This window comes from Qipengyuania sp. YIM B01966, from assembly GCF_016461955.1.
GTDB lineage: Bacteria > Pseudomonadota > Alphaproteobacteria > Sphingomonadales > Sphingomonadaceae > QFOP01.
Genome location: NZ_JADMNM010000006.1, coordinates 67,957 through 90,992, shown reverse-complemented (window position 1 = coordinate 90,992; position 23,036 = coordinate 67,957). Strand labels below are relative to the sequence as shown.

Sequence of the window (23,036 nt, the reverse complement as noted above, 5' to 3'; positions counted from 1 at the left end):
AACGGACTTAAAAGCGCGCTGGCCGCCATTGCCCCGGCCCCCGTGCGATGCCACCTATGCGGCGTGACGAAGGGCGCTCTGAAGGCCGTGCTCGGCCCCACCAATACCGGCAAGACGCATCTGGCGATCGAGCGGATGTGCGCGCATTCGAGCGGGGCGATGGGCTTCCCGCTGCGGCTGCTGGCACGCGAGGTCTATGACCGGGTGGTCGCGATCAAGGGCGAGCGCGCGGTGGCGTTGATTACCGGCGAAGAACGGATAGAACCGCCTGAGGCGCGCTATTTCCTCTGCACCGCTGAAGCGATGCCTGTGATCTGGGGGCAGAAGGACGCGCCGGGGCTGACCCAGGCGCCCGCTTTCGTCGCGCTGGACGAGGCGCAGCTCGCCGCTGACCGCGAGCGCGGCCATATCTTCACCGACCGGCTGTTGCACGCGCGCGGGCGGGAGGAGACCATGCTGCTCGGCTCCGCCACGCTCGAACCACTTGTGCGCCAGCTGCTGCCCGACGCCGAGATCATCTCGCGCCCGCGCTTCTCTACGCTCAGCTATCTCGGCCCGCGCAAGCTGTCGCGCCTGCCACCACGGAGCGCGATCGTCGCCTTCTCGACCGAGCAGGTCTATGCCACCGCTGAAATGCTGCGCCGGTTTCGCGGCGGCGCGGCGGTTGTCATGGGCGGGCTAAGCCCGGCAACCCGCAACCGCCAGGTCGGGTTGTTCCAGTCGGGCGAGGTCGATTACATCGTCGCCACCGACGCCATCGGCATGGGGCTCAACCTCGATGTCGGCCATGTCGCCTTTGCCGGGCTGACAAAGTTCGACGGGCAGCGCCAGCGGCGGCTGACGCCTGCCGAAATGGCCCAGATCGCCGGGCGCGCAGGACGGCATCAAAAAGACGGCACCTTCGGCACGCTCGGCGGTGGTGCGGGCGGCGGCGATGGTAGCAATAGCCGTCATGGCGGCAGCGCGCCCGAATTCACCGAGGAAGAAATCTACGCGATCGAGGAACACCGCTTCGCCCCGCTGACCCGTTTCTACTGGCGTAATCCCGAGCCGCGCTTGGACAGCGTGGCGGCGCTGATTGGCGATCTGGAAGAAAAGCCGGGCGAGCCCGAACTGCTGCTCGCACCCGAAGCGATCGACCTCGCAGTGCTGAAACGGCTGGCGGAGGAACCGCTGGCCCGCGACATTCGCGGGTCGGCAAGTGTGCGCCGGTTCTGGGAAGCCTGTTCGCTGCCCGATTTTCGCCAGCAGGGCGCCGAAATGCACGCACGCTTTGTTGCCCGCCTGTGGGAGGATCTGCGCGGCGGCTATCTCGGCGCGGATTATGTTGCGGCGCGGATTGCCGAACTCGATCACGTGCAGGGGGATATCGATACGCTGCAAGGCAGGATAGCGGCGATCCGTTCCTGGGCCTATATCTGCCAGCGCCCCGACTGGGTGCTGGCGCGCGACGAGATGGCAGCGCGCGCCCGCAGCGCCGAGGCCCGCCTGTCCGACGCGCTCCATGCGCGGCTGACCGAGCGGTTCGTCAACCGGAGGACTTCGATCCTGATGAAGAGCATGGGACAGGACGCGGCGCTGCTGCCGGTCAATCTTGCCGATGACGGCACGGTGGCGGTTGAGGACGAGGCGATCGGCCGGATCGAAGGCTTCCGCTTCGTGGTCGACCACCGCGCCAATCACGAGGATCGGCGGATGCTGCTGGCGGCGGGCGAAAAGGCACTGCCGCGCCTGCTGGCCGAGCGCGCCGACGCGCTGGCGGCGGGGGGGTTTGCTGGCGTCGCCATCGACCGCGGGTCACTTGTCTGGCGGCCAGACGGCGCAGAAGGGTCGGCATTTGCGCTGGCCAGCCTCACAGGCGACGATCCAGCCGCGCCGCGCCTTGCGCCCGCGCGCGAACTCGGTGCCGTGCCAGAACCAGCACGCGCGCAGTTCATCGCTGCGCTGGATTCGTGGCTGGCCGAGCAGCTCAAGCCGCTGGCCCCGCTCACCGCTCTGCGCGCGGCGACGCGCGATCCGGCGGCTGGTAGCGAGGCGCGGGCACTGCTCCTGGCGCTGATTGCCGGCCACGGCACCGTCACGCGCGAGCAGGCCGGGATCGCCCGCCTGCCCAAGGAGATGCGGCCCTATCTGCGGCGCATTGGCGTCACCTTCGGCGCGCTCGACGTGTTTGCGCCGGCCTTACTCAAACCTGCGCCGCGCAGCCTGCTGCACGCGCTCGGCGCGGATCGCCGGCCGCTGGTCGCCGCGATGCCCAGCGTGGCCCCGGCCAAGGGCAAGGTCCCGGCCGGCTATCGCCCGGCGGGCGATCAGCACGTGCGGGTCGATATTGCCGAAAAGCTGCTGCGCGCCGCGTTCGAGGCGCGGGCGAAAGCCAACCCGACCGGCAAGGAGCGCAACCGGTTTGCGATCGACCCGGCGCTGGCGGTCTCGACCGGGCTGACGGCGGACAATTTCCACCGGCTGCTCGGCGCGGCGGGTTTCCGGGTGCAGCGTGGGCGGGCCTTGCCCACCGGCGCCTTCGGCCCGCCTGCCCCCGACCGGTGGGACTGGCGCCCGGCACGCAAGGCCGCGCCGCCGCGGTCGCAAGTGGCCGTGCGCGAAGGCAGCGCCTTTGCCGCGCTTGCCGGGCTCGCATTACGCTGAGCGGCGGCATAAGGATCGACCGGGCGCTGTGCCTGTTGCGCTTCGTCAAGACGCGCAGCCAGGCGCAGGCGCTGATCGCCAGCGGGCATCTGCGCCGCAACGGCCGGCGGGTGCTGCGCGCTAGCGAACCGGTGTGCGCGGGCGATGTCCTCACCCTGCCGCTGGGCGCGCGGGTGCGAGTGATCGCGCTCGACACGCTGCCCTCCAGGCGCGGCCCCCCGGCCGAAGCGCGCAGCCATTATCGGGAGCTTGACCCCGGCGGGCAAAGCGCCCTAGCAGCCGGACAAACACCGGCGAGCCCAAGGGATACCGTGCCATGACCTATGTCGTCACCGACGCCTGCATCAAATGCAAATACACCGATTGCGTCGAGGTCTGCCCGGTCGATTGCTTCTATGAAGGCGACAATATGCTCGTCATCAACCCCAGCGAATGCATCGATTGCGGCGTGTGCGAACCCGAATGCCCGGCCGAAGCGATCCTGCCCGATACCGAAAGCGGGCTGGAACAATGGCTTGAATTGAACGCCAAATTCTCGGCCGAATGGCCCAACATCACCCAGAGCAAGGAACCGCCCGTCGACGCGGACGAGCACAAGGGCGAAGAAGCCAAGTTCGAGAAGTACTTCTCGCCCGAACCGGGTGAGGGCGACTGATTCGCAGACCGCCTTCGGGCTGCGACGCATTGCCGAATTATTATAGATAATCAGACGCTTGGCCCGTTGCGGCGTGCTGGGTGGCAAAGTGCCACCTTTTCTGCTATGGTGCCGCACAAGCGGACCGGTGCAGTGTGTTTCTGCGCCCGTCCCAGGAACGGAAAGGCCGGCACCACTTCCCTGACAGCAGCATCGGAATGACCGTCCGCCCTTCCACCAGGTGCGGTAGCGGACAGGCTGACTGCCGCATCGGGGGGAGCGCCCGCCCAGCAAGGAATGCGTGAATGGCCAGCAATGCCCCCGCCTTCGATGTCGGCGATTATGTCGTTTACCCCAAGCACGGCGTCGGCCGCGTGATCGAACTGCAGGAGCAGGAAATCGCCGGGATGAAGCTCGAACTGTATGTGCTGCGGTTCGAGAAGGAACGGATGACGCTGCGGGTGCCGACCAACAAGGTCGAATCGATCGGGATGCGCAAGCTGTCGAGCGACAAGACGCTGAAAGAGGCGATGGAAACGCTGAAGGGCAAGCCCAAGGTCAAGCGGACCATGTGGAGCCGGCGGGCGCAGGAATATGAAGCGAAGATCAATTCGGGCGACCTGGTGTCGATTGCCGAGGTGACGCGCGACCTGTTCCGCCCCGAAGACCAGCCCGAGCAATCCTACTCCGAACGGCAGATCTTCGAAGCCGCATCGAGCCGGCTCGCGCGTGAACTGGCGGCGATGGAAAAGACCGACGAGCCGGCCGCGCTCGGCAAGATCCTCGACGTGCTGCGGACCCACGCGCCGCAATATTACGAGACCAGCGAAGAAGCCTGAGCGTTTGGCGCCGGCGTTCAGTCGCGCGCAACGCGGGCGCACCTAGCCAGACCGGCGAAAGGAGCAGGTAATGCGTGCATATTCTGCCCTGTTAGCCGTGGCTGGCGCAGTGATGCTGCAAGGCTGCATCGCCAGCACCGTGCTCGATGTGGCCACGCTGCCGGTCAAGGTGGCCGGGCGCGCGGTTGACCTTGCCACCACCAGCCAGTCCGAGGCCGATCAGAAGCGCGGGCGCGAAATCCGCCAGCGCGAGGAGCGGCTGGCGCAGTTCGAGCGCCAATATCAGCGCGAGATGCGCGACTGCCAGGATGGCGACCGCCGCGCTTGCGAACGTGCCAGCAGCACCTATGCCGAAATGCAGCGACTGATCCCCTCGATTCCGGTCGAGCCCGAACAGCCCCGTTAAGCCGTCAGGCGGCAGCGCGGCGCAGCCGGTCGTTGATCGCCGCGCCGAGACCGCTATCGGGCACGGGCGCTACCGCAATCCGCGCCTGCGGTGCCTCGGCGGCGAGATGCAGGCAGGCATAGAGGCGCGCCGCAGCTTCCGCGAGGTCGCCGGTGGCCGACAGCGTCACCTCGCCGGTAACATTGCCGAAGCCGATCAGAAATTCGCCCTCCTCAGCCCGCAGCGCACCCAGCCGCATCGGCTTGCCCGGCGCGTAATGGCTGGTTAGCTGCCCCGGCGCCTCGATCCCGGTAGAGCCTGTCTCCCCCGGCCCGAGCAGCACCGCGAGCTCGGTATGCGCAATGGGGCCCGGGCGCAGCAGCGACCACGCGCCGTCGGCCCGCAAGGCGACGATGGTGGATTCCACCCCGTCCGCGCACGGCCCGCCATCGACAATCGCCGCAATCCGCCCGTCGAGCGTGGCCGCCACATGATCGGCGGTGGTCGGGCTGACAAAGCCGCTGCGATTGGCCGAGGGCGCCGCCAGCGGCAGCGCAACCTGCGCCAGCACCTGCCGCATCACCGGATGTGCCGGGCAGCGCAGCGCGACTGTCGGCAACCCGGCCGTAACGGCGCCCGCCAGGCCGGCATCATCGCGCAGCGGCAGCACCATGGTCAGCGGTCCCGGCCAGAACCGCGCCGCCAGCGCCCGCGACCGCTCGTCCAGTCGCGCCAGCCGCTCGGCGGCGGCAACGTCCGCAACATGGACGATCAGCGGGTTGAACGATGGCCGGCCCTTCGCCGCATAGATCGCAGCCACCGCCGCCGCATCGTCTGCCCTCGCAGCAAGGCCGTAGACGGTCTCAGTCGGCAGTGCGACCAGCGCACCGGCGCGCAGCAGCTCGGCCGCGCGCGCGAGCCCTGCCGCATCGGCCGTCAACCGTTCCGTAGCGTTCTTGCCGCTCATGGCGGCGCGCTATAGGTGGAAGCATCGCTCAAGCCCAAGGATTTTGCCGGTGACGCCTTACGCCCCGCCCTCAGCTGACCAATTGCTCGCCATCACCGTCAACGCCGGAATCGCCGAGATCGCCGCCAGCGACCGCTTTTCCGCCGCCGAGCCGGATCTGGTCGAAGCAATCGTCGAAGGCGTCGGCCAGTTTGCCGCCGGCGAATTCGCGCCGCTCAATCGCGTGGGCGATGTTGAAGGGGCGCGGCTCGAAAACGGCGTGGTCCGCCTGCCCGACGGGTTCGAGGCGGCGTATCAGCATTTCATCGAGCAGGGCTGGAACGCGATTTCCGGGCCGGCGGAATTTGGCGGGCAGGGCCTGCCCTTTACGCTTGCCTGCAACGTGCTCGAAAATCTCGGCGCGGCGAACATGGCCTTCACCCTGCTGCCGATCCTGTCGGTCGGGGCGATCGATGCGCTCGACCATCACGGCTCGTCCGAGCAGAAGGCGCGTTATTTACCCAAACTGGTGAGCGGCGAATGGTCGGGGACGATGAACCTGACCGAGCCGCAGGCGGGCAGCGATCTGGGCGCCTTGCGAGCGACCGCCACCCCGATCACCGAGGGTGAACACGCCGGCAAATATCGCATCGCCGGGCAGAAGATCTTCATCACCTGGGGCGAGCACGAGCTGTCGCGCAACATCATCCATCTGGTGCTGGCGCGCCTGCCCGACGCGCCGGCCGGCAGTCGGGGGATTTCGCTGTTCGTGGTGCCAAAATATCTCGTCGGCGCCGATGGCCAGCCGGGCCCGCGCAACGATCTGCGCTGCGTCAGCCTCGAACACAAGCTGGGGATCAATGCCTCGCCCACCTGCGTGATGATGTTCGGCGACGGGGCCAGCGGCGGCGAGTGCATCGGCGAAATGGTCGGCGTGCCCAATGGCGGGCTGAAAGCGATGTTCACGATGATGAACTCGGCGCGGATCAATGTCGGCAATCAGGGCGTCCAGATTGCGGAGCGCGCGACGCAGCAGGCGCTGTCCTATGCGCGCGAGCGCGTGCAGGGGGCCAGGGCGGGCGCGGCCGACCGCACGCCGGTGGCCATCATCGAGCATCCCGATGTCCGCCGCACGATCATCCGCATGAAGGCGCTGACCGAAGCGGTGCGCGCGCTGCTCTATTATACCGCGGGTCAGGTCGATCGCGGCGCGCTGGGCGACGAAGCGGCGGCGCGCCGCGCCGAGGTGCTCGTCCCGCTGCTGAAGGCGTGGGGCACTGATATCGGGGTCGAGGTCGCCAGTTTGGGTATCCAGGTGCATGGCGGGATGGGGTTCATCGAGGAAACCGGCGCGGCGCAGCATTGGCGCGATTCGCGCATTGCGCCGATCTATGAGGGGACCAACGGCATCCAGGCGGCCGATCTGGTGACCCGTAAACTTGAACTGGATGGCGGCGAAGTGCTGCTGGATCTGCTCGCCGATGTCGCGCGCGAGGCGGTGGGCAGCGAAAAGGCGCTGGCCGCGCTGGCCACTGATTGCAGCGAAATCGCCCGCTGGATGCGCGGTGCGGCGGTGGAGGACCGGCTGGCGGGTTCCGTCCCGTTTTGCACCATGGCCGCCGTCGCGGTAGCCGGGTGGCAGATGCTGCGCCAGATGCGCGCGGTTGAGGATGGCGCTGCCCCCGCGCTTGCAGCGAGCAAGCCGGTGACAGCGCGGTTCTTCCTCGACCGCATCGTCCCCGAAGCGCGCGGGCTGCACGATTCGGCCGTGGCGGGTGCCGGCCTGCTCTATAGCCTGACGGCAGACCAGCTGCCCTGATGGACCCGCTGGCGCGGATCGCTGCCGCGCTCGAGCGGATGGCCGGGATCGCCCCGCCCCCGCCCGCCGACTGGCTTGGCGCGCCGGCCTATCTGTGGACGGGCACAGGCCCGCGCGCGGTTCCCTCGATCGAGGCGCCGATGCTCGATCAGCTCTGCGGGCTCGACGTGCAGAAAGCGGCTGTCGCCGAGAATGCCCGCCGGTTGGCGCAAGGCCATGCCGCCCACGATATTCTCCTGTGGGGCGCGCGGGGAATGGGCAAATCGGCGCTCGTGCGCGCGTCCGTGCGCGCTGCGCAGGCGCCCGATCCGGCTGCGCTGGCGCTGGTGCAGGTGGCAACCGATGCGCTGGCGGCGCTGCCCGATCTGTTTGCCAGCCTGCACGAGGTGACGGGGCGGCGGTTCCTCGTCTTCATCGACGATCTCGGCTTTGCCGAGGGCGACGATGTCGGCCCCCGCCATCTGCGAAGCTGGCTCGAGGGCGGGGTCGAGGCGCGGCCGGCCCATGTCCGGCTGGCGGTGACTGCTAACCACCGCGCCATCCTCGCCCGGCAGGCGGCAGAGCAGGACGATCCGCTCAATCCGCGCGATGCAATCGACGATCGGCTGGCGCTGGCGGACCGGTTCGGCCTGTCGCTGGGCTTTCACGCGGCGAGTCAGCAAGATTACCTCGCGATGGTCGCGGCCTATGCCGGGCCGGCCGGGCTGGCCTTCACCGCCGCAGATGCGCTTGAATGGGCCAAGCGGCGCGGGGCGCGCTCGGGCCGGGTGGCTTATCACTACGTCACCGAACTGGCGGGCCGCGCCGGCCGCGCGCTATAGCGCCTATTGCGCGGGCTGGCGGCGCGCATAATCCGCTTCGCCAAATGTCGCGCGCGGATCGCCGGACAATTCGGGCCGTGGTGGCAGGGCTCGCGTCGCACGCCGTTCGATCGCCGCGCCCGGTTGCGCGCCCGGTGCTGCTACGCGCCAGATAATCCCGGCGGTGTCGTCGCTCACCAGCAGCGCCCCATCACCCGCCCAGGCAACCCAGGTCGGCCGGCCGCGCGTATCGCCATTATCCTTGAGGAAGCCCGACAGCACCGGAACCGGCGTGCCGGTGGGATTACCGCGTTCGTCAAAGGCGACATAGACGACATCATAGCCTGCGGCCGGCTTGCGGTTCCACGATCCGTGGCGGGCGATAAATGCCCCGCTGGCGAAGCGGTCGCCCATCAGATGCCCGCCTTTGGTGAAGGCGAGACCCAGCGCCGCGACGTGCGGACCCAGCGCATATTCAGGGGTGCGCGAATATTCCACCAGATAGGCCGGCATCGGCGCCTTGACCCGGCGATCGACATTCTCGCCCCAGTAAAGCCACGGCCAGCCATATTGCGCGCCCACCGGCACATTGGTCAAATAATCGGGCACCAGGTCGGAGCCGAGCTGGTCGCGCTCGTTGACCGTGGTCCACAATTCGCCGCTCCACGGGTTGAAGTCGAGCCCGTTCGCATTGCGCAGGCCGGTGGCGAAGGGCCGCTGGCGGCGCGTTTCTAGATTATATTCCCAGATCCGCGCGCGGCCCTGTTCGGCTTCGATCCCGTTTTCGGCAATGTTGGAGGCCGAGCCGACCGCGACATAGATCCGCGTGCCTTCGGGGTTCAGCGCGATATTGCGCATCCAGTGATTGCCGCCCGGCGGCAGGTCCATCAGCTTGCGCGGCGCACCATCCAGCCGGTTGGCGCCGAGCGCGTAGGGAAACGCCAGCAGCGCGTCATGATTGGCCAGATAGAGCGTCCCGTCATGCCAGGCGATGCCCGAAGGCGAGGACAATTCGGTCCGCAACACATGGCGCTGATCGGCCGCCCCGTCGCCATTGCTGTCGCGCAGCAGCACCAGCTGGTCGGGCGATGGCACATCGGCCCCCGCGCGGGCGAACAGCAGCTTGGCGACAAGGCCGGCGATCCCCTTGGGCCCGCTGCCCGGCGGGCGATTGGTCAGCGTCACGAGCACGTCGCCATTGGGCAGGGTGTAGATCACCCGTGGATGATCGAGCCCGCTGGCAAAGCGGGTGACCGCCAGCCCCGCGGCCGCTTGCGGCACCTCGCTGGCGCCCCAGCCCACGGGCCGCGCGACCTTGACCGTTGGAAACTTCTCCGGGCTCGGCTCGGCGATGGTCGGCTCGGTCCCGGTGACCTCGGCCAGCGGCAGCTCGGCGGTCTGCCCGCGCAGGAGTAAGACGGCCGCCACCGCGACGAGGGCGACGAGGGCGAGAAGAGCGATCAGCCATTTGCGCATCTACCGATATTAAACCGCTGCGCCCCTTGCGGCAACCGGCGAGCGGGCTAGAGCGGCCGCCATGTTCGACTTTCGTCCCGACCATGCGCAGGACAAGCCGGCGCTCTACGCCGATCTCCTCGCCGCCGCCGATGCGCTGACCACGGGCGAGTGCGATCCGGTGGCGAATATGGCGAATGTTTCGGCGCTGCTCGCCGAATATCTGCCGGCACTCAATTGGGCGGGGTTCTACCGGCTGATTGGCCCGGAACTGGTGCTGGGCCCCTTCATGGGCCGCCCGGCCTGCATCCGCATCGCGCTCGGCACGGGCGTCTGCGGCACCGCCGCCGCCGAGCGCCGGACGCAGTTGGTGGCGGACGTCCACGCCTTTCCCGGCCATATTGCCTGCGACGCGGCGAGCCGATCCGAGCTGGTCGTTCCGGTGGTGCACGAAGAACGCCTGCTCGCGGTGATCGACCTCGACAGTCCGGAACCTGCCCGCTTCGACGATGAGGATGCGCGCGGTATCGAGGCGCTGGCCGCGCTGCTCGCGCCGCGCATCGCCTGAGGCGCGGCGTCCGCACCGATTCGGGACAGCGCGCCCGAAGGCGTTTCCCTGCTGTCGTTTGGCGTGTTAGCTGGCGGTTAACCGGCGCCGATGCGGCGCTTGTGGGGATCAGCCATGCCGAACCGCCTTGCCCTGTCGCTTTTCGTCATCCTTGCCATGCCCGGCATGGCATCCGCGCAGGACATGCCGACACCCGAAAGGACCGGGGCCGATTACACCTATGCAACGCCCGCCGGATGGCAGGGCGACGCGCCGGACGCAGTCTATCTGCCGGCAGCTCCGTCGACACCCTATCCACCTGTCTATCCTCAGGCTTATACCCAAACCTATCCGCCGCCGGGCGCGGACGTGCTCTACCCCGGAATGCCAAGCTATGATGCGGCCTACGCGCAGGCGACGGGCGAGGCGATGCAGTCGGCCTATCCTGCCCAGCGCGATGCCTGGCTGGCGGAATGCCGGGCGCGCTTTCTCGACCGCCGCGGGCGCGATCGCAGCGGTGTTCTCGGGGCGCTGATCGGCGCCGGCGTGGGCGGCCTTGTCGGCAACCGCATGGCTGACGGCGACCGGCTGCTGGGCACGGCCGTCGGCGCAGCTCTGGGCGGGGTGGCGGGGGCGGCCATTACCAGCCACACAGCCCGCCGCGATGGCCGGATCGACGATTGCGAACGCTATCTTGCCGATTGGGAGGCGCGCGGGCCCGCCGGGCGCCCGATGCATTATGTTCCGGTGATGATACCGGTGAACCAGCACGCTGTCATTCGCGAGGAGCCGGTCGACGAGTGGATCGACGAAGCGCCCGCCGCCGCACCGCGCCAGCGGGTTGTGCCGCGCCGCGCGGCGCCTGCACCGCGCGCCCCCGCGCGGCGGACGGGTGACAAGCGGATCCCGCTCGGCCGCTAAACCTAATGCGCCGCGCCGGTGGCGGGCGCACCGCCCGCATCGGCAATCGCCCGCACGTCACGTTCCAGGCGAACCGGACCGAGCCGCACGACATCGAGCGCGCGGCCAACCTCCACCTGAACCGCGGTCGCCTGCCGCACATCGAGTTGGCGCGCTGACGCCTCGGCCACCCGCAGAGAGTACCGACCATAGGGGACACGCTGGAACAGGAAGAAGCCGTCAAATTCGCTCAAGGTCTTCGCGACCACCGCGCCACTCGCACCGACCAGCTCCAGTTCCACGCCGGCCTGTCCGCCGCCTGCTGCCGCGACAAGCATTCCCTCAACCTCTCCGGATGGCAGAACCGGCAGGATGATGGCCCCTACTGTGCCGGCACGGGGGGTGATGACCACGCCGGGCCCGGCCGGCGCGAGATAGGCATCAGGCAGAGACGACTGATCGATGCCCACCAGAACCGGAACATTGGGGCGCAACTGGTCAAGCACGGCACGGCCCTCGGCATTGGTGATCGTGTCGTCGCTGCGCAGGCCCGCCTCGACCCTTACATCGGGCAGCAATTCCTCATCGAACGAGCGGCGGCCGTCGCCGTTGTCGTCGCGGAAAACGGTCACTTCAGCATGGCCGTAGCGCGCCAGCCGCTCGCTCGAGAATCGCACCCCTCCTCCGAGCGGATCGCGGGCAAAACTGAACGCGATGCCGAGCTGTAACCCCACCTGACCCCGGCCTGAATGGCTGGCGTCAGCCCGCAGGGCGAAGCGGTCAAACCGATGGGCATAGCCAAGCTCGAACCGGCGCTGCCCGGCGCGCAGATCGTATTCGAATCCGGCTTCGAGATCGCCACGGTCGCCCACATCGATGCCCGCAGCAACCCGCGCGGTGTCGAACCCCCTGTCCCGGCCATCAAGATTATAGGTCGCGCTGCCGCGCAATCTGACGCCCCTTATCCGGGTATTTACAAGGACTTGGGCTTTTGTCTCAAGCTGCGGGTCGGCGAGTGCCGGGCTACGGGCGCGGCGTGCCAGCTCGGCGCGGACGGCGACACCGCGCGCGGCGAGCGAGCTCGCCACCAACCATTCGGCATAGCTTGATCCGACGCGCCGATGGACCCGGCCATAGGCGGCCTGCACCGGAAGGCCAAAACCACCGAGACGCACCGAAGCATCGGCGCGAAGCGTATAGCGATAGGCGAGATCGGGCTGGACCATCTCGGATACGAAATTGCCCAATCGCGCCGCGCCATCGAAGGCCACATTGACGCCGCCCAGCCGCCCGACCAGTGCCGCCTGGGCCATGCCCCCGCCGCCGAGTTCGTGCGCTGCGGCGAGTTCGGCCTCGAACCCGCCCAGACTCCGCCACAGCCGAGTTTCGACATATTGGCGTCGCTCGCCAGCGTGGCGCAGGCTGTGGGCTGAGATCGCTATACTGGTCCACCTGTCGATCCCATAGGCCACTCCGGCGCCGCCGCGCCAATGCCGTGCATCGGCGTTGTCAACGCTGTCTTGCCGGGTCAGCGAGAACAGGTCGCGGTCATGCTGCAACGCGCCCAGCCAATAATGGAGCCGCCCCGCTGGCAGCGCCCCCTGGCCCAGCGTGACCGCGCTCTGTTCGCGGCGCACCTGGCCTTGCGGACCATAAAGAACGACTTCGAAATCATTGCGGCCGACTGCCAGTTCGACCTGGCTGAAGTCATAGCGTCCATCGCCGCGATCGGCCTGAAAGGCGAGCAACTGGCCGTTGCGATACAGTTCCGCGTCCCACCCCGCCGGCAAGGTGCCACGCAGGTCGGTTGTCGAGAAGTTGCCGGTTACGCCAAGCGGGCGGTTCGAGACGAACAGGCCGCGCCCCATGCCGCCTTGCGCCACCAGCCGCCCGCCTTCGCTCTGGACATCGCCGATCAACGCCTCGGTCGCCTGCAGCGGCCCCAGCAGCTTGGCCGCCGGATCGCGGCGAAAGGCGGTGAAGCGGACGGAGGCTGGCTTGAACGCCCCGTCGGTCGCGATGCGGCTCTCATAGCTGATCCTGCCCAACTCGCCGGCAGCGAAGCTTTCGCCGCGCGCAGTCATTCTTGCATTCCCGCCAGCGCGCGTCTGCACGCCTATCTGCAGGGTCATATCGACCATCGGCGTACGCCACAGGCGGTATTCCATTTCGGCTTGCGGAAATTGCGCCAGATCGAAGTTCTGCGGGCGGCGGCGCGCCAATTGCTCGCCGCGCTGGCGCCGCTCGAGCGCTTCGACGAAAGGCAGCGGCTTGTCGCTATCGAGCCGAATCGCGGCATTGAACCGATCGACGGTCAGACGCACGCCGAGCCAGCGGGCGAGCGCGGAACTGTCGACGCACCAACCCTCGGGGCTGTCATAAATCCGGCTGGCGTCGGGCGACTCGCGATTGTTCATGATTTGTACCGTAGTTGAATCGCGGTCAATCGAGATGGTGCGCGCCTCATCGAACAGCCATCCGGTTGCGCGGCGCGACTTCGCATCGATACGCACGGCCAGATCGAGTGACTGCACGACGTCAACAAGATCGAGACAAGTGCCGTCGGGTGTGACGTATCCACGAATATCATCGCTCAGCCGGTGCCGCTGGGCATCGAGCGTGAACATCATGAAATCGTCTTCATTCGGCTGCCAGCCCCCGGGCGCGTCCTGCGCGTAGGCCGGCAGCGCACCGCACACGGCTATGGCCGCCAGCGTGGCAAGCGCGGCGGCCCTGGCTGTTCCGGGTAAGCGCACAGAGCGAGCTCGAAAAAAGCGCGTCGGCCCGTATCAGCCGATCGTGGTGGTCAGGCTGGCGAGCAGTCGACCGCCATTTTCCGGTAGTTCGCGATATTCGATTTCGACCGGGCCGCGCAGCGCCGCCGTCTGTTCGGGCGAGAGCGGCAGTGCGAGCTTGCGCGAGGCAACTTCGGTGTAGATCGCCACACCGCGGGTCACGGCGATCGGCTCGGCCTGACCGGGTTTGCGGATGACCACTTCGCCATAGGTCGAACTCGATCCGTTGCGAATCAGGTCGAAAGTAAGTTCGCTACCCGACGCGCCGGCACGAAGCGCCGGATTGGCGATGGATACTTGCGCCTCGAGCCGGCCGTGGCGGACGAATACCGGGATGGTCACCCCGTAGATCGGCACCAGCCGGATCTCGATTCCCTGCGGATCCTCGCCCTGCGTCACCGGCCGCGCGGCTGGGATCGCGGTGAATGACATATGCACCCGATATTCGCCCTCGGGCAGTTCGGCGCCGGGTCGGGCACTGATTCGCACCGATTGCGGCTGATTGGGCGGCAAGGTGATGCGCCGCGGTGCATAGCGGACCATCGCCAGCGCCGCCGTTTCCTTCTCGTTCGCTGCCTCCCGCGGCACCGCGCTTAGCGCGCCATTGCCGTCCATGCGCCGCAATTCGAGTTCGATGCGATAGGTCGCTTCGCTGTCACCGATGTTGCTGAGGATGACTTCGCCCCCCTGCCTTCCGTCGAGCACGATGCGGGTGGGCGCGATGAGCAGATCGCCTTGGGCTTGGGCGGTAAGCGGGGCCAACGATGCCGCGACAACGCCGACACATGAAAGAAACGCACGGGTGGAGAACACGGAGCGACAGACCTCATCAAGCGCGGACCATCGCCGCGGCTCGAGGGGTTCTACCTGTGGTATAGTTAAGAACGCTTAAACCATCGGGTCGGGCACAGGTAAAAGTGAAGGCCGCACCCGCGCGAAGCGGATGCGGCCTGGTTCTCGCAATGCGCTAGGCGCAGCGACGATCAGCTGTAATCGACGCTGACGTTGAAGGTCGCTTCATAAACGCCCGGAACTTCCGAACCGTCGAAGGTGAGCGTGCCACCAACCTTGAAGCTGCCCGCGCCCGTCGAGCCGAGCGTGACTTCACGGTCGCCCGTCGTGGCGTTGAGCACTGCGTCAGTGGTCAGCGAGCCGAAGCCGATGAGGTCGGACGCAGCGGTCGTGCCAGCTGCCGCACCGATGCGGACAAGGTTGGTCACGGTCGGCAGGTGCACGCTGACCTTCTTGGCCGCGGTGCCGCCCGTGATGTCGAACGCCGCGGCGTTGACCGCGCCCGAACAGACCACGCCAGCCGAGGCGCAGGTCAGCGCGCCGGCAGGCGACACGGCGACCGTGCCCGCGCCGCTCACCAGTGCCTGGCCGAAATTGAGATCGGCGGTCTTGGTCAGCGTCAGCGGCTTCATCACTTCGACCGTCGCAGTGGCGTCGGCATTGTCGGCCGCATAAGCCGTAGTGCCGGTAGCCATCACGGCGAAAGCGGCAGCAACGGCGCCAAGGCGAAATACGTTCTTCATAAAAACCCGGTCCTTCCAAGCATAAACCCCCAAGAGCGCCGATTCGTCAGCGACCCTTGCGACCCGGCAATCGGCCAGTTCGTGGGCCCTAGGTACAAACCCCGGGTTCAGGGTTCATTGGAAGGTATGGTTAACGCCGCGCTAAGCGCGACACCCTCGACAGGAGTGCAGAGGCGGCCCGTCAGATATCGCCGCCGGTCAGCCGCTGGCAGACGAGGTCTAGCTGGTCGAGCGTGCGATAGCGGATCGTCACCTGGCCCGACCTGGGATCGGAATCGGTTTTGATCCGCACGGTCAGGCCGAGAAATTCCTCAAGATGCGCCTGAACCGCGGCGATATCGGCATCCCGCGCCGGGTCGCGCGCGGACCGTGATGTACGGCGGCGCTGGGGCGCCCCGTCGCCGGCCACAGCTTCGACCTCGCGCACTGACAGCCGCTCCCGCACGGCGCGCTGCGCCAGAACGCTGGCATCGGCATGGCCGACCAGCGCCCGCGCATGGCCCATGCTGAGCTGCCCGGCCTCCACCAGCGCGATAACCTCCTCCGGCAGAGCGAGCAGGCGCTGCAGATTAGCCACATGGCTGCGCGACTTGTCGACCATCCCGGCGATGTCCGCCTGTGTCAGCCCCTCGACTTCGGCCAGCCGGGCATAGGCACGCGCTTCCTCGATCGGATTCAGATCCTCGCGCTGGATATTCTCGACCAGCGCCAGCACCATAACCTCGCGCTCGTCGAGCGCGCGGATCAGCGCCGGGATCTCGTGGAGCTGCGCCTTCTGCGCGGCGCGCCAGCGACGCTCGCCGGCGACCAGCTGATAGCGCCCGCCGCCTAGCGGCCGCACGACGACGGGTTGGATAACCCCGCGCGCCGCGATCGAGGCCGCAAGTTCATCGAGCGCCGCATCATCGAAATGGCGACGCGGCTGATCGGGATGCGCCTCAATCGCTGCGACAGGCAGAGATGCTAGCCCTGCTTCTGGATAAGAACTTGTTGTTTCTACACTATTTTCCGATTTGGCCGGCACCGCCAGCGGCTCTTCGCGTCGGCTTTCGCCCAGCAAGGCCTCAAGGCCGCGCCCGAGCTTCTTGCGAACCGGGGGGGTATGCGTACCAGCCTCGTTGGCAGTGCTCATGCAGCTTTCCTTTCACCGGGCAATCTGCCGATCAACTCGCGCGCAAGGTTGATATAGGCCCGGCTGCCCGCGCAGGTGTGATCGTAAACCAGCGCCGGCAGTCCGTGGCTTGGCGCCTCGGACAGGCGGACATTGCGCGGGATAACCGATTCGAACACCAGCGACCCCAGGCAATCGCGTACGTCCTCGGCCACCTGATCGGTCAGGCGGTTGCGCCGGTCGAACATTGTCAGCACGATGCCGATGATGCCCAGATCGGGATTAAACCGCTGCTGGACGCGCTCGACCGTCGACAAGAGCTGGCTGAGGCCTTCCAGGGCGAAGAACTCGCATTGCAGCGGTACGAGCAGCGTATCGGCAGCGCCCAAAGCATTGAGCGTCAGGAGCCCGAGCGATGGAGGGCAATCGATGAAGCATATGTCATGGTCGCGGTATTCCGCCAGTTGCGCCTTCAATCGATCGGTTCGATCGGTGACGGAAACCAGTTCGACTTCAGCCCCGCTGAGGTCGACTGTCGCGGGAACGATATCAAGGCCCGGGATCGAGGTGGCCTGCCGACAGGCGGCAATCCCCGCCTGATCCACCAGTACATCGTAGCTCGACATGAGGCGGTGTGGCCCGTCAATACCCAGCCCGGTTGAAGCATTGCCTTGCGGATCGAGATCGATAAGCAGCGTCTTCCAGCCTGTCGCGGCCATCGCGGTGGCGATGTTGATCGCTGTGGTCGTCTTCCCCACCCCGCCTTTCTGATTGGCGATAGCAATCGTAATCATGCTTGGCGCGCTTTGGCGGAAATCTTCCCGCATCCTACTAGGATACCGGCCTCAGCATCCGTTTGTGATTGTTCCACGTGAAACATCCTCTGAAGCGCGGCGGGTAGCTCCGCCAGTTCTTGCGCCGCCGAACGGCCCTTGGGCAACAGCCATCGTGTGTCGTTTGTGGAAAAGCGTCGCGCCAGTTCCAGCAAACGCGGCAAAGGCGCAAACGCTCGCGCGCTGATTATATCGGCGGGTACGGTGCTGATCGTTTCGAGGCGCGCCCCATGGACTAAGCAATTGGGGATTCCCAACGCAAGACATTGCATCTCCAGCCATTCGTACCGCCGCCTGCGGGATTCGACCAGATGCACTCGCAAACCGGGCCTCATGATAGCAATGACCATGCCCGGGAGGCCAGGGCCACTCCCGAGATCGAGCCAGACCCCCGTTTCACGTGAAACATGGTCGAGCAACTGGGCGCTGTCAGCGACATGGCGACGCCAGAGGTGCGGAACGCTTGCCGCGGCAATCAGGTTCTGCTGGGCGTTTTCGTCCAGCAACGCCGCTGCGAACCGCTCAAGCAAGCCGAACGACGCTGCAGAACAGCGAGCCGCGACAAAAGCACGGGCGTCTTCTTCGCTCGCAATCACGCGGCGCGCTGCGCCAAACGGCGCGCTTGCACCAACAATGCCGTCAGCGCCGCGGGCGTAATCCCGCGAACTCGGGCGGCAGCAGCAAGATCAGCCGGGCATGCAGCGCTGAGTCGTTCGACCATCTCATTCGAAAGGCCCGGCACCGCGTGATACGGGAAATCCGCCGGCAACGCGACATGGGCGCTCTCACGCATATCGCGTAGTTCTCCCTCCTGTCGGGCAAGATAGGGCGCGTAATGCGCATCCTCGGCGAGTTCTTCGCCGATCTCCGAACCCGCGACCAGATCATCTGGGAGCCAAGCGCTGAGTGCGGCCAAGGTCACTTCCGCATGACTCAGCCACTCGCCGAGCGATCGCGGCGGCGTGTCCTCCCTGACGGCCGCACCAGCGGCGGCCAGTTCGCGGCCGGAAACCTTGATGGCTAGCGCGTCCTCCCAGGCGACGCGCTCGCGCGCCCGGCGGTTGAACCACGCCGCGCGTTCAGGGCCAATGACCCCGGCGGCCACGCCCAGTCCGGTCAACCGCGTGGCGGCGTTGTTTGCTCGTAGCCTGAGGCGATATTCTGCCCGCGCGGTCAGCATCCGATATGGCTCGCTGACCCCATGCAGGGTCAGGTCGTCGATCATTACCGCGATGTAGGAATTCCCGCGATCGAGTGGAACCGGTTCACGGCCGAGCACCGCGCCGGCCGCGTGCATCCCGGCCACCAGCCCCTGCGCGGCGGCTTCCTCATATCCGGTAGTGCCGTTGATCTGGCCCGCACAATACAGGCCGCCAATCGCACGCACTTCCAGCCCGCCAGTGAGCGCACGCGGGTCGATATGGTCATACTCGACCGCATAGCCGGGCACTTCCAGCCGCACCTGTTCCAGCCCTGTTATGCTCCGGAGCATGTCTTGTTGCACGTCCCCGGGTAACGAGGTGCTGATCCCGTTGGGATAGACCAGGTGCGTACTCAGCCCCTCCGGTTCGAGAAACACTTGATGCCCATCCCGGTCGCCGAAGCGGTGGATCTTGTCCTCAATCGACGGGCAATAGCGCGGCCCCTGCCCTTCGATCGCGCCTGAAAAAAGGGGCGAGCGATCAAGCCCGCCACGAATAATGTCATGCGTGCGGGCATTGGTGCGCGTGATCGCACAAAAGAGCTGCGGGTTGCACCGCCGCTCGGTTAGGGCCGACATCGTCCATGGTTCTGCGTCCGAGGGTTGCTCTTCGAGCCGCGCCCAGTCAATGGTTCGGCCATCAAGCCGCGGGGGCGTCCCCGTCTTGAGCCGGCCCATCGGCAGGTCCGCCTCGCGCAACTGCGCCGCGAGGCGTAATGCCGAACCTTCGCCTATACGGCCTCCGGTGAGCCGTTCCTCGCCGCGAAAAAGCGTTCCGCCGAGGAAGGTGCCCGTGCAAAGGATGACGGCGCTGGCAGCCAGCAGGCTGTCATCAGCCAGCACCACGCCCGCGGCGCGCCCGCCCGCCATTTTCAGTGCTGAAACCTCTCCTTCCACCACCGTCAGTCCGGCCTGCATCGCGCAGCACCCCCGGATATAGTCGCGGAACAACGCGCGGTCCGCCTGAACGCGCGGTCCCCACACGGCGCTGCCCTTGGACCGGTTGAGCATCCGGTAATGGATAGCGGCCGCATCCGCAGCGCGGCCGATAACACCGTCGAGCGCATCGACTTCGCGCACCAGATGGCCCTTGCCCAGCCCGCCAATCGCTGGGTTACAGCTCATCGCCCCGATGGCCGCGGCGTCAAAGGTGATCAGCGCCGTTTCCGCGCCCATGCGGGCCGCGACAAGCGCCGCCTCGACCCCGGCGTGCCCCCCGCCGACGACGATAACATCATACGAATGCATAGGTGCACCTTAAACGTCGACAGCGGAAGGGTCAAAACCGATGTTTCACGTGGAACATCATTTCCCGATACAGAACCTTCCGAACAGGGCATCGAGCATATCCTCTGTTGATGCTCTGCCAGTCAGTGCGTCGAGCGCGCGGCGGGCCAAACGCAACTGCTCGGCGGCAAGCAGCGGATCGTGCTCAGCGCCTGCAAGGCGGATGGCTTGCTCGCCATCGGCCAGCACCACGTGCTGCCGGGCATTGAGCGCCGCTTCGCCTGGCCTGGGCAGCGCGGCCAGCGCGTGGCTCACGATAGCGCGCTTCAGATCGTCAACGCCCTCGCTCGTTACTGCCGAAACGCGATGCCTCGCTCCCAGCATAGGCGGCGCGAGGTCGGCGTGCGATTGCACCTGCCACGCCCCGTCCGGCCGGTCAGCGGGCGCCCCCAGCCACAGCACCAGGTCGGCCGCAGTCAGCGCATTGCGGGCCAGGCCGACGCCGATGCGCTCGATCGCATCCTCGCTGGTTTCGTTGAGGCCAGCCGTATCGACAAACACGAACGGCACCCCGCCCAGCGCCACCGGGCGCTCGATCAGGTCGCGCGTGGTGCCTGCGACGGGCGAGGTAATGGCCGCTGCGCTATCCACCAACGCATTGAACAGGCTGGATTTTCCTGCATTGGGCGGGCCGGCAAGTACGACGCGATAACCGTCGCGCAGCCGCTCTGCCCGCGGGCGTGCAAGCCATGCGTCGAGCTCCGCTGCAAGGTCTCGGCAGCGGTCCGCGAAATCCGCCGGCAGTTCGCCGACATCGCCCTCGTCGCCGAAATCGAGCACGGCCTCGACCACCGCCGACAGGCGCAGCACCGCCTCGCGCCATTGCTCGATCTGCGCGCTGAACACCCCGCCCGCGCTCGCCAGCGCGGCGCGGCGCTGCAATTCGGTCTCGGCATTCAGAAGGTCGGCCAGCCCCTCGGCTTCGACCAGGTCGATCCGGCCATTGGCAAAAGCGCGGCGGGTGAACTCGCCCGGCTCGGCCGCGCGCAGGCCCGGAATGGTGCCCAGCTCCGCCAGCACCGCAGCGACCACCGCCCGGCCTCCATGACAATGCAACTCGGCCAGATCCTCGCCGGTCGCGCTCGCCGGCCCGGCAAAACGCAAGATCAGCGCCTCGTCGAGCAGTTCGCCCACCCCGCTCCGCAGCCGGGCGAGGCGGGCCTGGCGGACAGGCGGCAGACGCCCTGCCAGCATTTCGAGCGCCGCATGAGCCGTGGGTCCGCTGATGCGGATCACCCCGATCCCCGCTGGCGGCGCCCCGCTCGACAGGGCGAAGATCGTGTCAGCCACCGGGCGTGTCAGCTGTCGGAGGTGTCACCCTTGCGCGCGCCAGACGGTTTGCCCGCGCCGGCCTGCGCTGCCGCGACCCCGCCCTCCATGAAAGTCTGGAACAACTTCATCCCCAGCGCGCCCATCGGCGCCAATTGCTTGGCATAAGTCTGCAACTGCTCGGGATTGCTGACCCCCTTCATCGCCTTGGTCACCGCGTCGATATAGACATCGTTCGCCTTGGCGACATCCGGCAGGCCCATGAAGGCGCGCGCTTCTTCCGGAGTGCAATCGATTTCGACATGAACCTTCATCGGCTGGCCTTTCGCATCATTCCGGGGCTAGAGGTAGGCGAGCGCACCCCGCGATACCAGTCAGGAGCACCGACAATGAGCGAATATTGCCGCATCACCCCGCTGGATGGCGAAGGCGAATTTGCCGCCTATATCGCGCGGCCCGAAGGGACCCCGCGGGCGGCGATCATCGTCATTCAGGAGATTTTCGGCGTCAATGCCGGCATCCGCGACAAATGCGACAGCCTCGCGCGCGAAGGTTATCTGGCGCTGGCGCCCGACCTGTTCTGGCGGCTGGAGCCCGGGATCGAGCTCGACCCCGATGTGCCCGAGCAGTTCCAGCGCGCGCTCGAACTGATGGGACGGTTCGACCAGGATCAGGGAGTAATGGACCTCGAGGCAACCATCCGCCATGCGCGCGAGGCCGAAGGCTGCACCAAAGTGGGGGTGGTCGGCTACTGCCTTGGCGGGCGGCTCGCCTTCATGGTCGCGGCACGCACCGATGCCGATGCCAGCGTCGGCTATTACGCGGTCGGGATCGACAATCTGCTGCGCGAAAAGCACGCCATTGCCCGCCCGCTGATGCTGCATATCGCGGGCAATGACGGTTTTGTCGACGAAGCGACACAGCGCATCATGCATGAGGGGCTGGACGACCATCCGCGCGTCGTGCTGCACGATTATCCGGGCGAGGATCACGGCTTTGCCACCCAGTTCGGCGCGCGGCGCAGCGAGCAGGCGGCGCGTCTGGCGGACGAACGCACCGCTGCATTTTTTGCCGAGCATCTGGCGTGAATATCAGGGCTGACTCGGCGGCGGCGGGTCTTGCCAACTGGCACCGCGTGATCGCGGGCGGCAACCAGCCGGAAGAACTTGCCGCGATTATCGCCGAGGATGCGGTGTTCCACTCGCCGGTGGTCCATACCCCGCAGGAAGGCCGGGCCAAGGTGGTCGCCTATCTCGCCGCTGCCGGCCAGGTGCTGAATGGCGACAGTTTCCGCTATGTTCGCGAATTCAGCGCGGGTGATCAGGCGCTGCTCGAATTCCTCACCGAGCTCGACGGGATCAGCGTCAACGGGATCGACCTCATTACCTTTGACGAAAGCGGAATGATCCGCGATTTCAAGGTCATGGTCCGCCCGATGAAGGCGATCAACAAGGTCTGGGAAATGATGGCGGCGCAACTGCAGCGCGCCGGCGGCTAGAGGCTCGCGAGTCTCTGCAAGACTGCCAGCCGCTCGGTTACCGGCGCGAAGGGCAGGATGGTGACGGCGTATCCGTAATGCTCCCACGCCTGGGTAACCGCCGCGTCACTGGCAACAGCTTCGTCCCAGCTCTGGATACGCTGCGCGTCCTGCCGGTAGATCGCCCGCCAGGCGGGCGCGCGCAGGATCGGCCCGCTATAGCGGACCTCGCGGCATGCCCGGTCGATCGCGGGCGGCACAGGCAATCCCGAAACCTTGAGGAAGCCGACCACATCGGGCAGCCCGCGGTCAAAGATGACCGGCGCCGCATGACCGGCAAAACGCGTCTTTTCGCGCAGATGCGCCGCAGCCATGGCTTCGGCGAAACCCAGCGGATCGCGCACGCGCAGGGCCATCCCGCCGGGCTGTCGCAGGATGGCACGCGCAACCTCGTGCGAAACGCTTAAACCCACCCGTTCGGCCGCATCGAGCAGCGTTGTCTTGCCGCCGCCCGGCGGGCCGGTCAGCACCAATTGCCTACCGGGTCCGACCATGGG

General features: G+C 67.0%; 23 protein-coding genes. 11 read left to right on the top strand and 12 right to left on the bottom strand.

The features are described 5' to 3' along the window. Positions 1-63: 63 nt before the first annotated feature. The 5 genes from ILT46_RS08720 (at position 64) to ILT46_RS08700 (ending at position 4,525) form a co-directional block, all read left to right on the top strand. Entirely contained in the window at positions 64-2,646 is a 2,583-nt protein-coding gene (locus ILT46_RS08720; RefSeq protein WP_370592392.1) for a helicase-related protein, read from the top strand. Between the two features lie 35 nt (positions 2,647-2,681). Continuing rightward, the gene (locus ILT46_RS08715) at positions 2,682-2,966 is read left to right on the top strand and encodes a S4 domain-containing protein (RefSeq protein WP_233397128.1); all 285 of its coding nucleotides are present in this window, start codon (positions 2,682-2,684) and stop codon (positions 2,964-2,966) included. Next, complete coding sequence (gene fdxA / locus ILT46_RS08710; RefSeq protein ID WP_199504252.1) at positions 2,963-3,301, top strand: ferredoxin FdxA; 339 nt, start codon at positions 2,963-2,965, stop codon at positions 3,299-3,301. Before ILT46_RS08715 ends, fdxA begins: the two co-directional genes overlap by 4 nt. A gap of 284 nt (positions 3,302-3,585) precedes the next feature. After that, positions 3,586-4,119 carry a CarD family transcriptional regulator gene (locus ILT46_RS08705; protein WP_199504251.1) on the top strand — a complete coding sequence of 178 codons (534 nt, stop codon included), beginning with the start codon at positions 3,586-3,588 and terminating at the stop codon, positions 4,117-4,119. 70 nt (positions 4,120-4,189) lie between these two features. Beyond that, positions 4,190-4,525: a hypothetical protein gene (locus ILT46_RS08700; protein ID WP_233397127.1), complete on the top strand. Its 336-nt coding sequence runs from the start codon at positions 4,190-4,192 to the stop codon at positions 4,523-4,525. Between the two features lie 4 nt (positions 4,526-4,529). On the opposite strand, the gene ILT46_RS08695 is transcribed toward ILT46_RS08700, so the two are convergent. Continuing rightward, positions 4,530-5,471 (bottom strand): L-threonylcarbamoyladenylate synthase, encoded by a 942-nt coding sequence (locus tag ILT46_RS08695; protein WP_199504250.1) that lies wholly within the window; start codon positions 5,469-5,471, stop codon positions 4,530-4,532. Here ILT46_RS08695 and ILT46_RS08690 point away from each other — a divergent pair. Then, complete coding sequence (locus tag ILT46_RS08690) at positions 5,470-7,269, top strand: acyl-CoA dehydrogenase (RefSeq protein WP_199504249.1); 1,800 nt, start codon at positions 5,470-5,472, stop codon at positions 7,267-7,269. The two genes, ILT46_RS08695 and ILT46_RS08690, sit on opposite strands and share 2 nt — an antisense overlap. Further along, positions 7,269-8,090 carry a DUF815 domain-containing protein gene (locus ILT46_RS08685; protein ID WP_199504248.1) on the top strand — a complete coding sequence of 274 codons (822 nt, stop codon included), beginning with the start codon at positions 7,269-7,271 and terminating at the stop codon, positions 8,088-8,090. The genes ILT46_RS08690 and ILT46_RS08685 overlap by 1 nt, the downstream gene beginning before the upstream one ends. Positions 8,091-8,093: 3 nt before the next feature. Here ILT46_RS08685 and ILT46_RS08680 read toward each other — a convergent pair whose 3' ends face one another. Further along, positions 8,094-9,545 (bottom strand): PQQ-dependent sugar dehydrogenase, encoded by a 1,452-nt coding sequence (locus ILT46_RS08680; RefSeq protein ID WP_199504247.1) that lies wholly within the window; start codon positions 9,543-9,545, stop codon positions 8,094-8,096. A 61-nt stretch (positions 9,546-9,606) separates the two neighbouring features. On the opposite strand from ILT46_RS08680, the gene ILT46_RS08675 reads away from it, so the two are divergent. Continuing rightward, positions 9,607-10,092, top strand: coding sequence for a GAF domain-containing protein (locus ILT46_RS08675; RefSeq protein WP_199504246.1), 486 nt, complete (start codon positions 9,607-9,609; stop codon positions 10,090-10,092). Positions 10,093-10,206: 114 nt separating this feature from the next. Then, positions 10,207-10,992, top strand: coding sequence for a glycine zipper 2TM domain-containing protein (locus tag ILT46_RS08670; RefSeq protein WP_199504245.1), 786 nt, complete (start codon positions 10,207-10,209; stop codon positions 10,990-10,992). 2 nt (positions 10,993-10,994) lie between these two features. Here ILT46_RS08670 and ILT46_RS08665 read toward each other — a convergent pair whose 3' ends face one another. The 9 genes from ILT46_RS08665 to ILT46_RS08625 all read right to left on the bottom strand — a co-directional run bounded on the left by ILT46_RS08665 (position 10,995) and on the right by ILT46_RS08625 (position 21,316). Further along, positions 10,995-13,727: a carboxypeptidase regulatory-like domain-containing protein gene (locus ILT46_RS08665; RefSeq protein WP_199504244.1), complete on the bottom strand. Its 2,733-nt coding sequence runs from the start codon at positions 13,725-13,727 to the stop codon at positions 10,995-10,997. A gap of 33 nt (positions 13,728-13,760) precedes the next feature. Next, positions 13,761-14,528 carry a molecular chaperone gene (locus ILT46_RS08660; protein WP_233397126.1) on the bottom strand — a complete coding sequence of 256 codons (768 nt, stop codon included), beginning with the start codon at positions 14,526-14,528 and terminating at the stop codon, positions 13,761-13,763. A gap of 221 nt (positions 14,529-14,749) precedes the next feature. Beyond that, complete coding sequence (locus tag ILT46_RS08655) at positions 14,750-15,301, bottom strand: DUF4402 domain-containing protein (RefSeq protein WP_199504242.1); 552 nt, start codon at positions 15,299-15,301, stop codon at positions 14,750-14,752. Positions 15,302-15,482: 181 nt separating this feature from the next. Further along, positions 15,483-16,433 carry a ParB/RepB/Spo0J family partition protein gene (locus ILT46_RS08650; RefSeq protein ID WP_199504241.1) on the bottom strand — a complete coding sequence of 317 codons (951 nt, stop codon included), beginning with the start codon at positions 16,431-16,433 and terminating at the stop codon, positions 15,483-15,485. Continuing rightward, positions 16,430-17,206 (bottom strand): ParA family protein, encoded by a 777-nt coding sequence (locus tag ILT46_RS08645; protein WP_199504240.1) that lies wholly within the window; start codon positions 17,204-17,206, stop codon positions 16,430-16,432. The genes ILT46_RS08650 and ILT46_RS08645 overlap by 4 nt, the downstream gene beginning before the upstream one ends. Further along, positions 17,203-17,841, bottom strand: coding sequence for a 16S rRNA (guanine(527)-N(7))-methyltransferase RsmG (rsmG, locus tag ILT46_RS08640; RefSeq protein ID WP_199504239.1), 639 nt, complete (start codon positions 17,839-17,841; stop codon positions 17,203-17,205). The genes ILT46_RS08645 and rsmG overlap by 4 nt, the downstream gene beginning before the upstream one ends. Next, positions 17,838-19,694, bottom strand: coding sequence for a tRNA uridine-5-carboxymethylaminomethyl(34) synthesis enzyme MnmG (mnmG, locus tag ILT46_RS08635; RefSeq protein WP_199504238.1), 1,857 nt, complete (start codon positions 19,692-19,694; stop codon positions 17,838-17,840). Before mnmG ends, rsmG begins: the two co-directional genes overlap by 4 nt. 57 nt (positions 19,695-19,751) lie before the next feature. Then, on the bottom strand, positions 19,752-21,023 hold the full coding sequence (gene mnmE / locus ILT46_RS08630; protein WP_199504237.1) for a tRNA uridine-5-carboxymethylaminomethyl(34) synthesis GTPase MnmE: 1,272 nt from the start codon (positions 21,021-21,023) through the stop codon (positions 19,752-19,754). A gap of 8 nt (positions 21,024-21,031) precedes the next feature. After that, positions 21,032-21,316, bottom strand: a complete 285-nt coding sequence (locus ILT46_RS08625; RefSeq protein WP_199504236.1) for a DUF6489 family protein — start codon at positions 21,314-21,316, stop codon at positions 21,032-21,034. A gap of 75 nt (positions 21,317-21,391) precedes the next feature. Between ILT46_RS08625 and ILT46_RS08620 the strand changes: the two genes are divergently transcribed. Beyond that, a complete protein-coding gene (locus ILT46_RS08620) occupies positions 21,392-22,090 on the top strand; it encodes a dienelactone hydrolase family protein (RefSeq protein WP_199504235.1) in 699 nt (232 codons plus the stop codon). After that, positions 22,087-22,500 (top strand): nuclear transport factor 2 family protein, encoded by a 414-nt coding sequence (locus tag ILT46_RS08615; protein WP_370592391.1) that lies wholly within the window; start codon positions 22,087-22,089, stop codon positions 22,498-22,500. The genes ILT46_RS08620 and ILT46_RS08615 overlap by 4 nt, the downstream gene beginning before the upstream one ends. Here ILT46_RS08615 and ILT46_RS08610 read toward each other — a convergent pair. Further along, the gene (locus tag ILT46_RS08610) at positions 22,497-23,033 is read right to left on the bottom strand and encodes an AAA family ATPase (RefSeq protein ID WP_199504234.1); all 537 of its coding nucleotides are present in this window, start codon (positions 23,031-23,033) and stop codon (positions 22,497-22,499) included. The two genes, ILT46_RS08615 and ILT46_RS08610, sit on opposite strands and share 4 nt — an antisense overlap. Positions 23,034-23,036 lie beyond the last annotated feature (3 nt).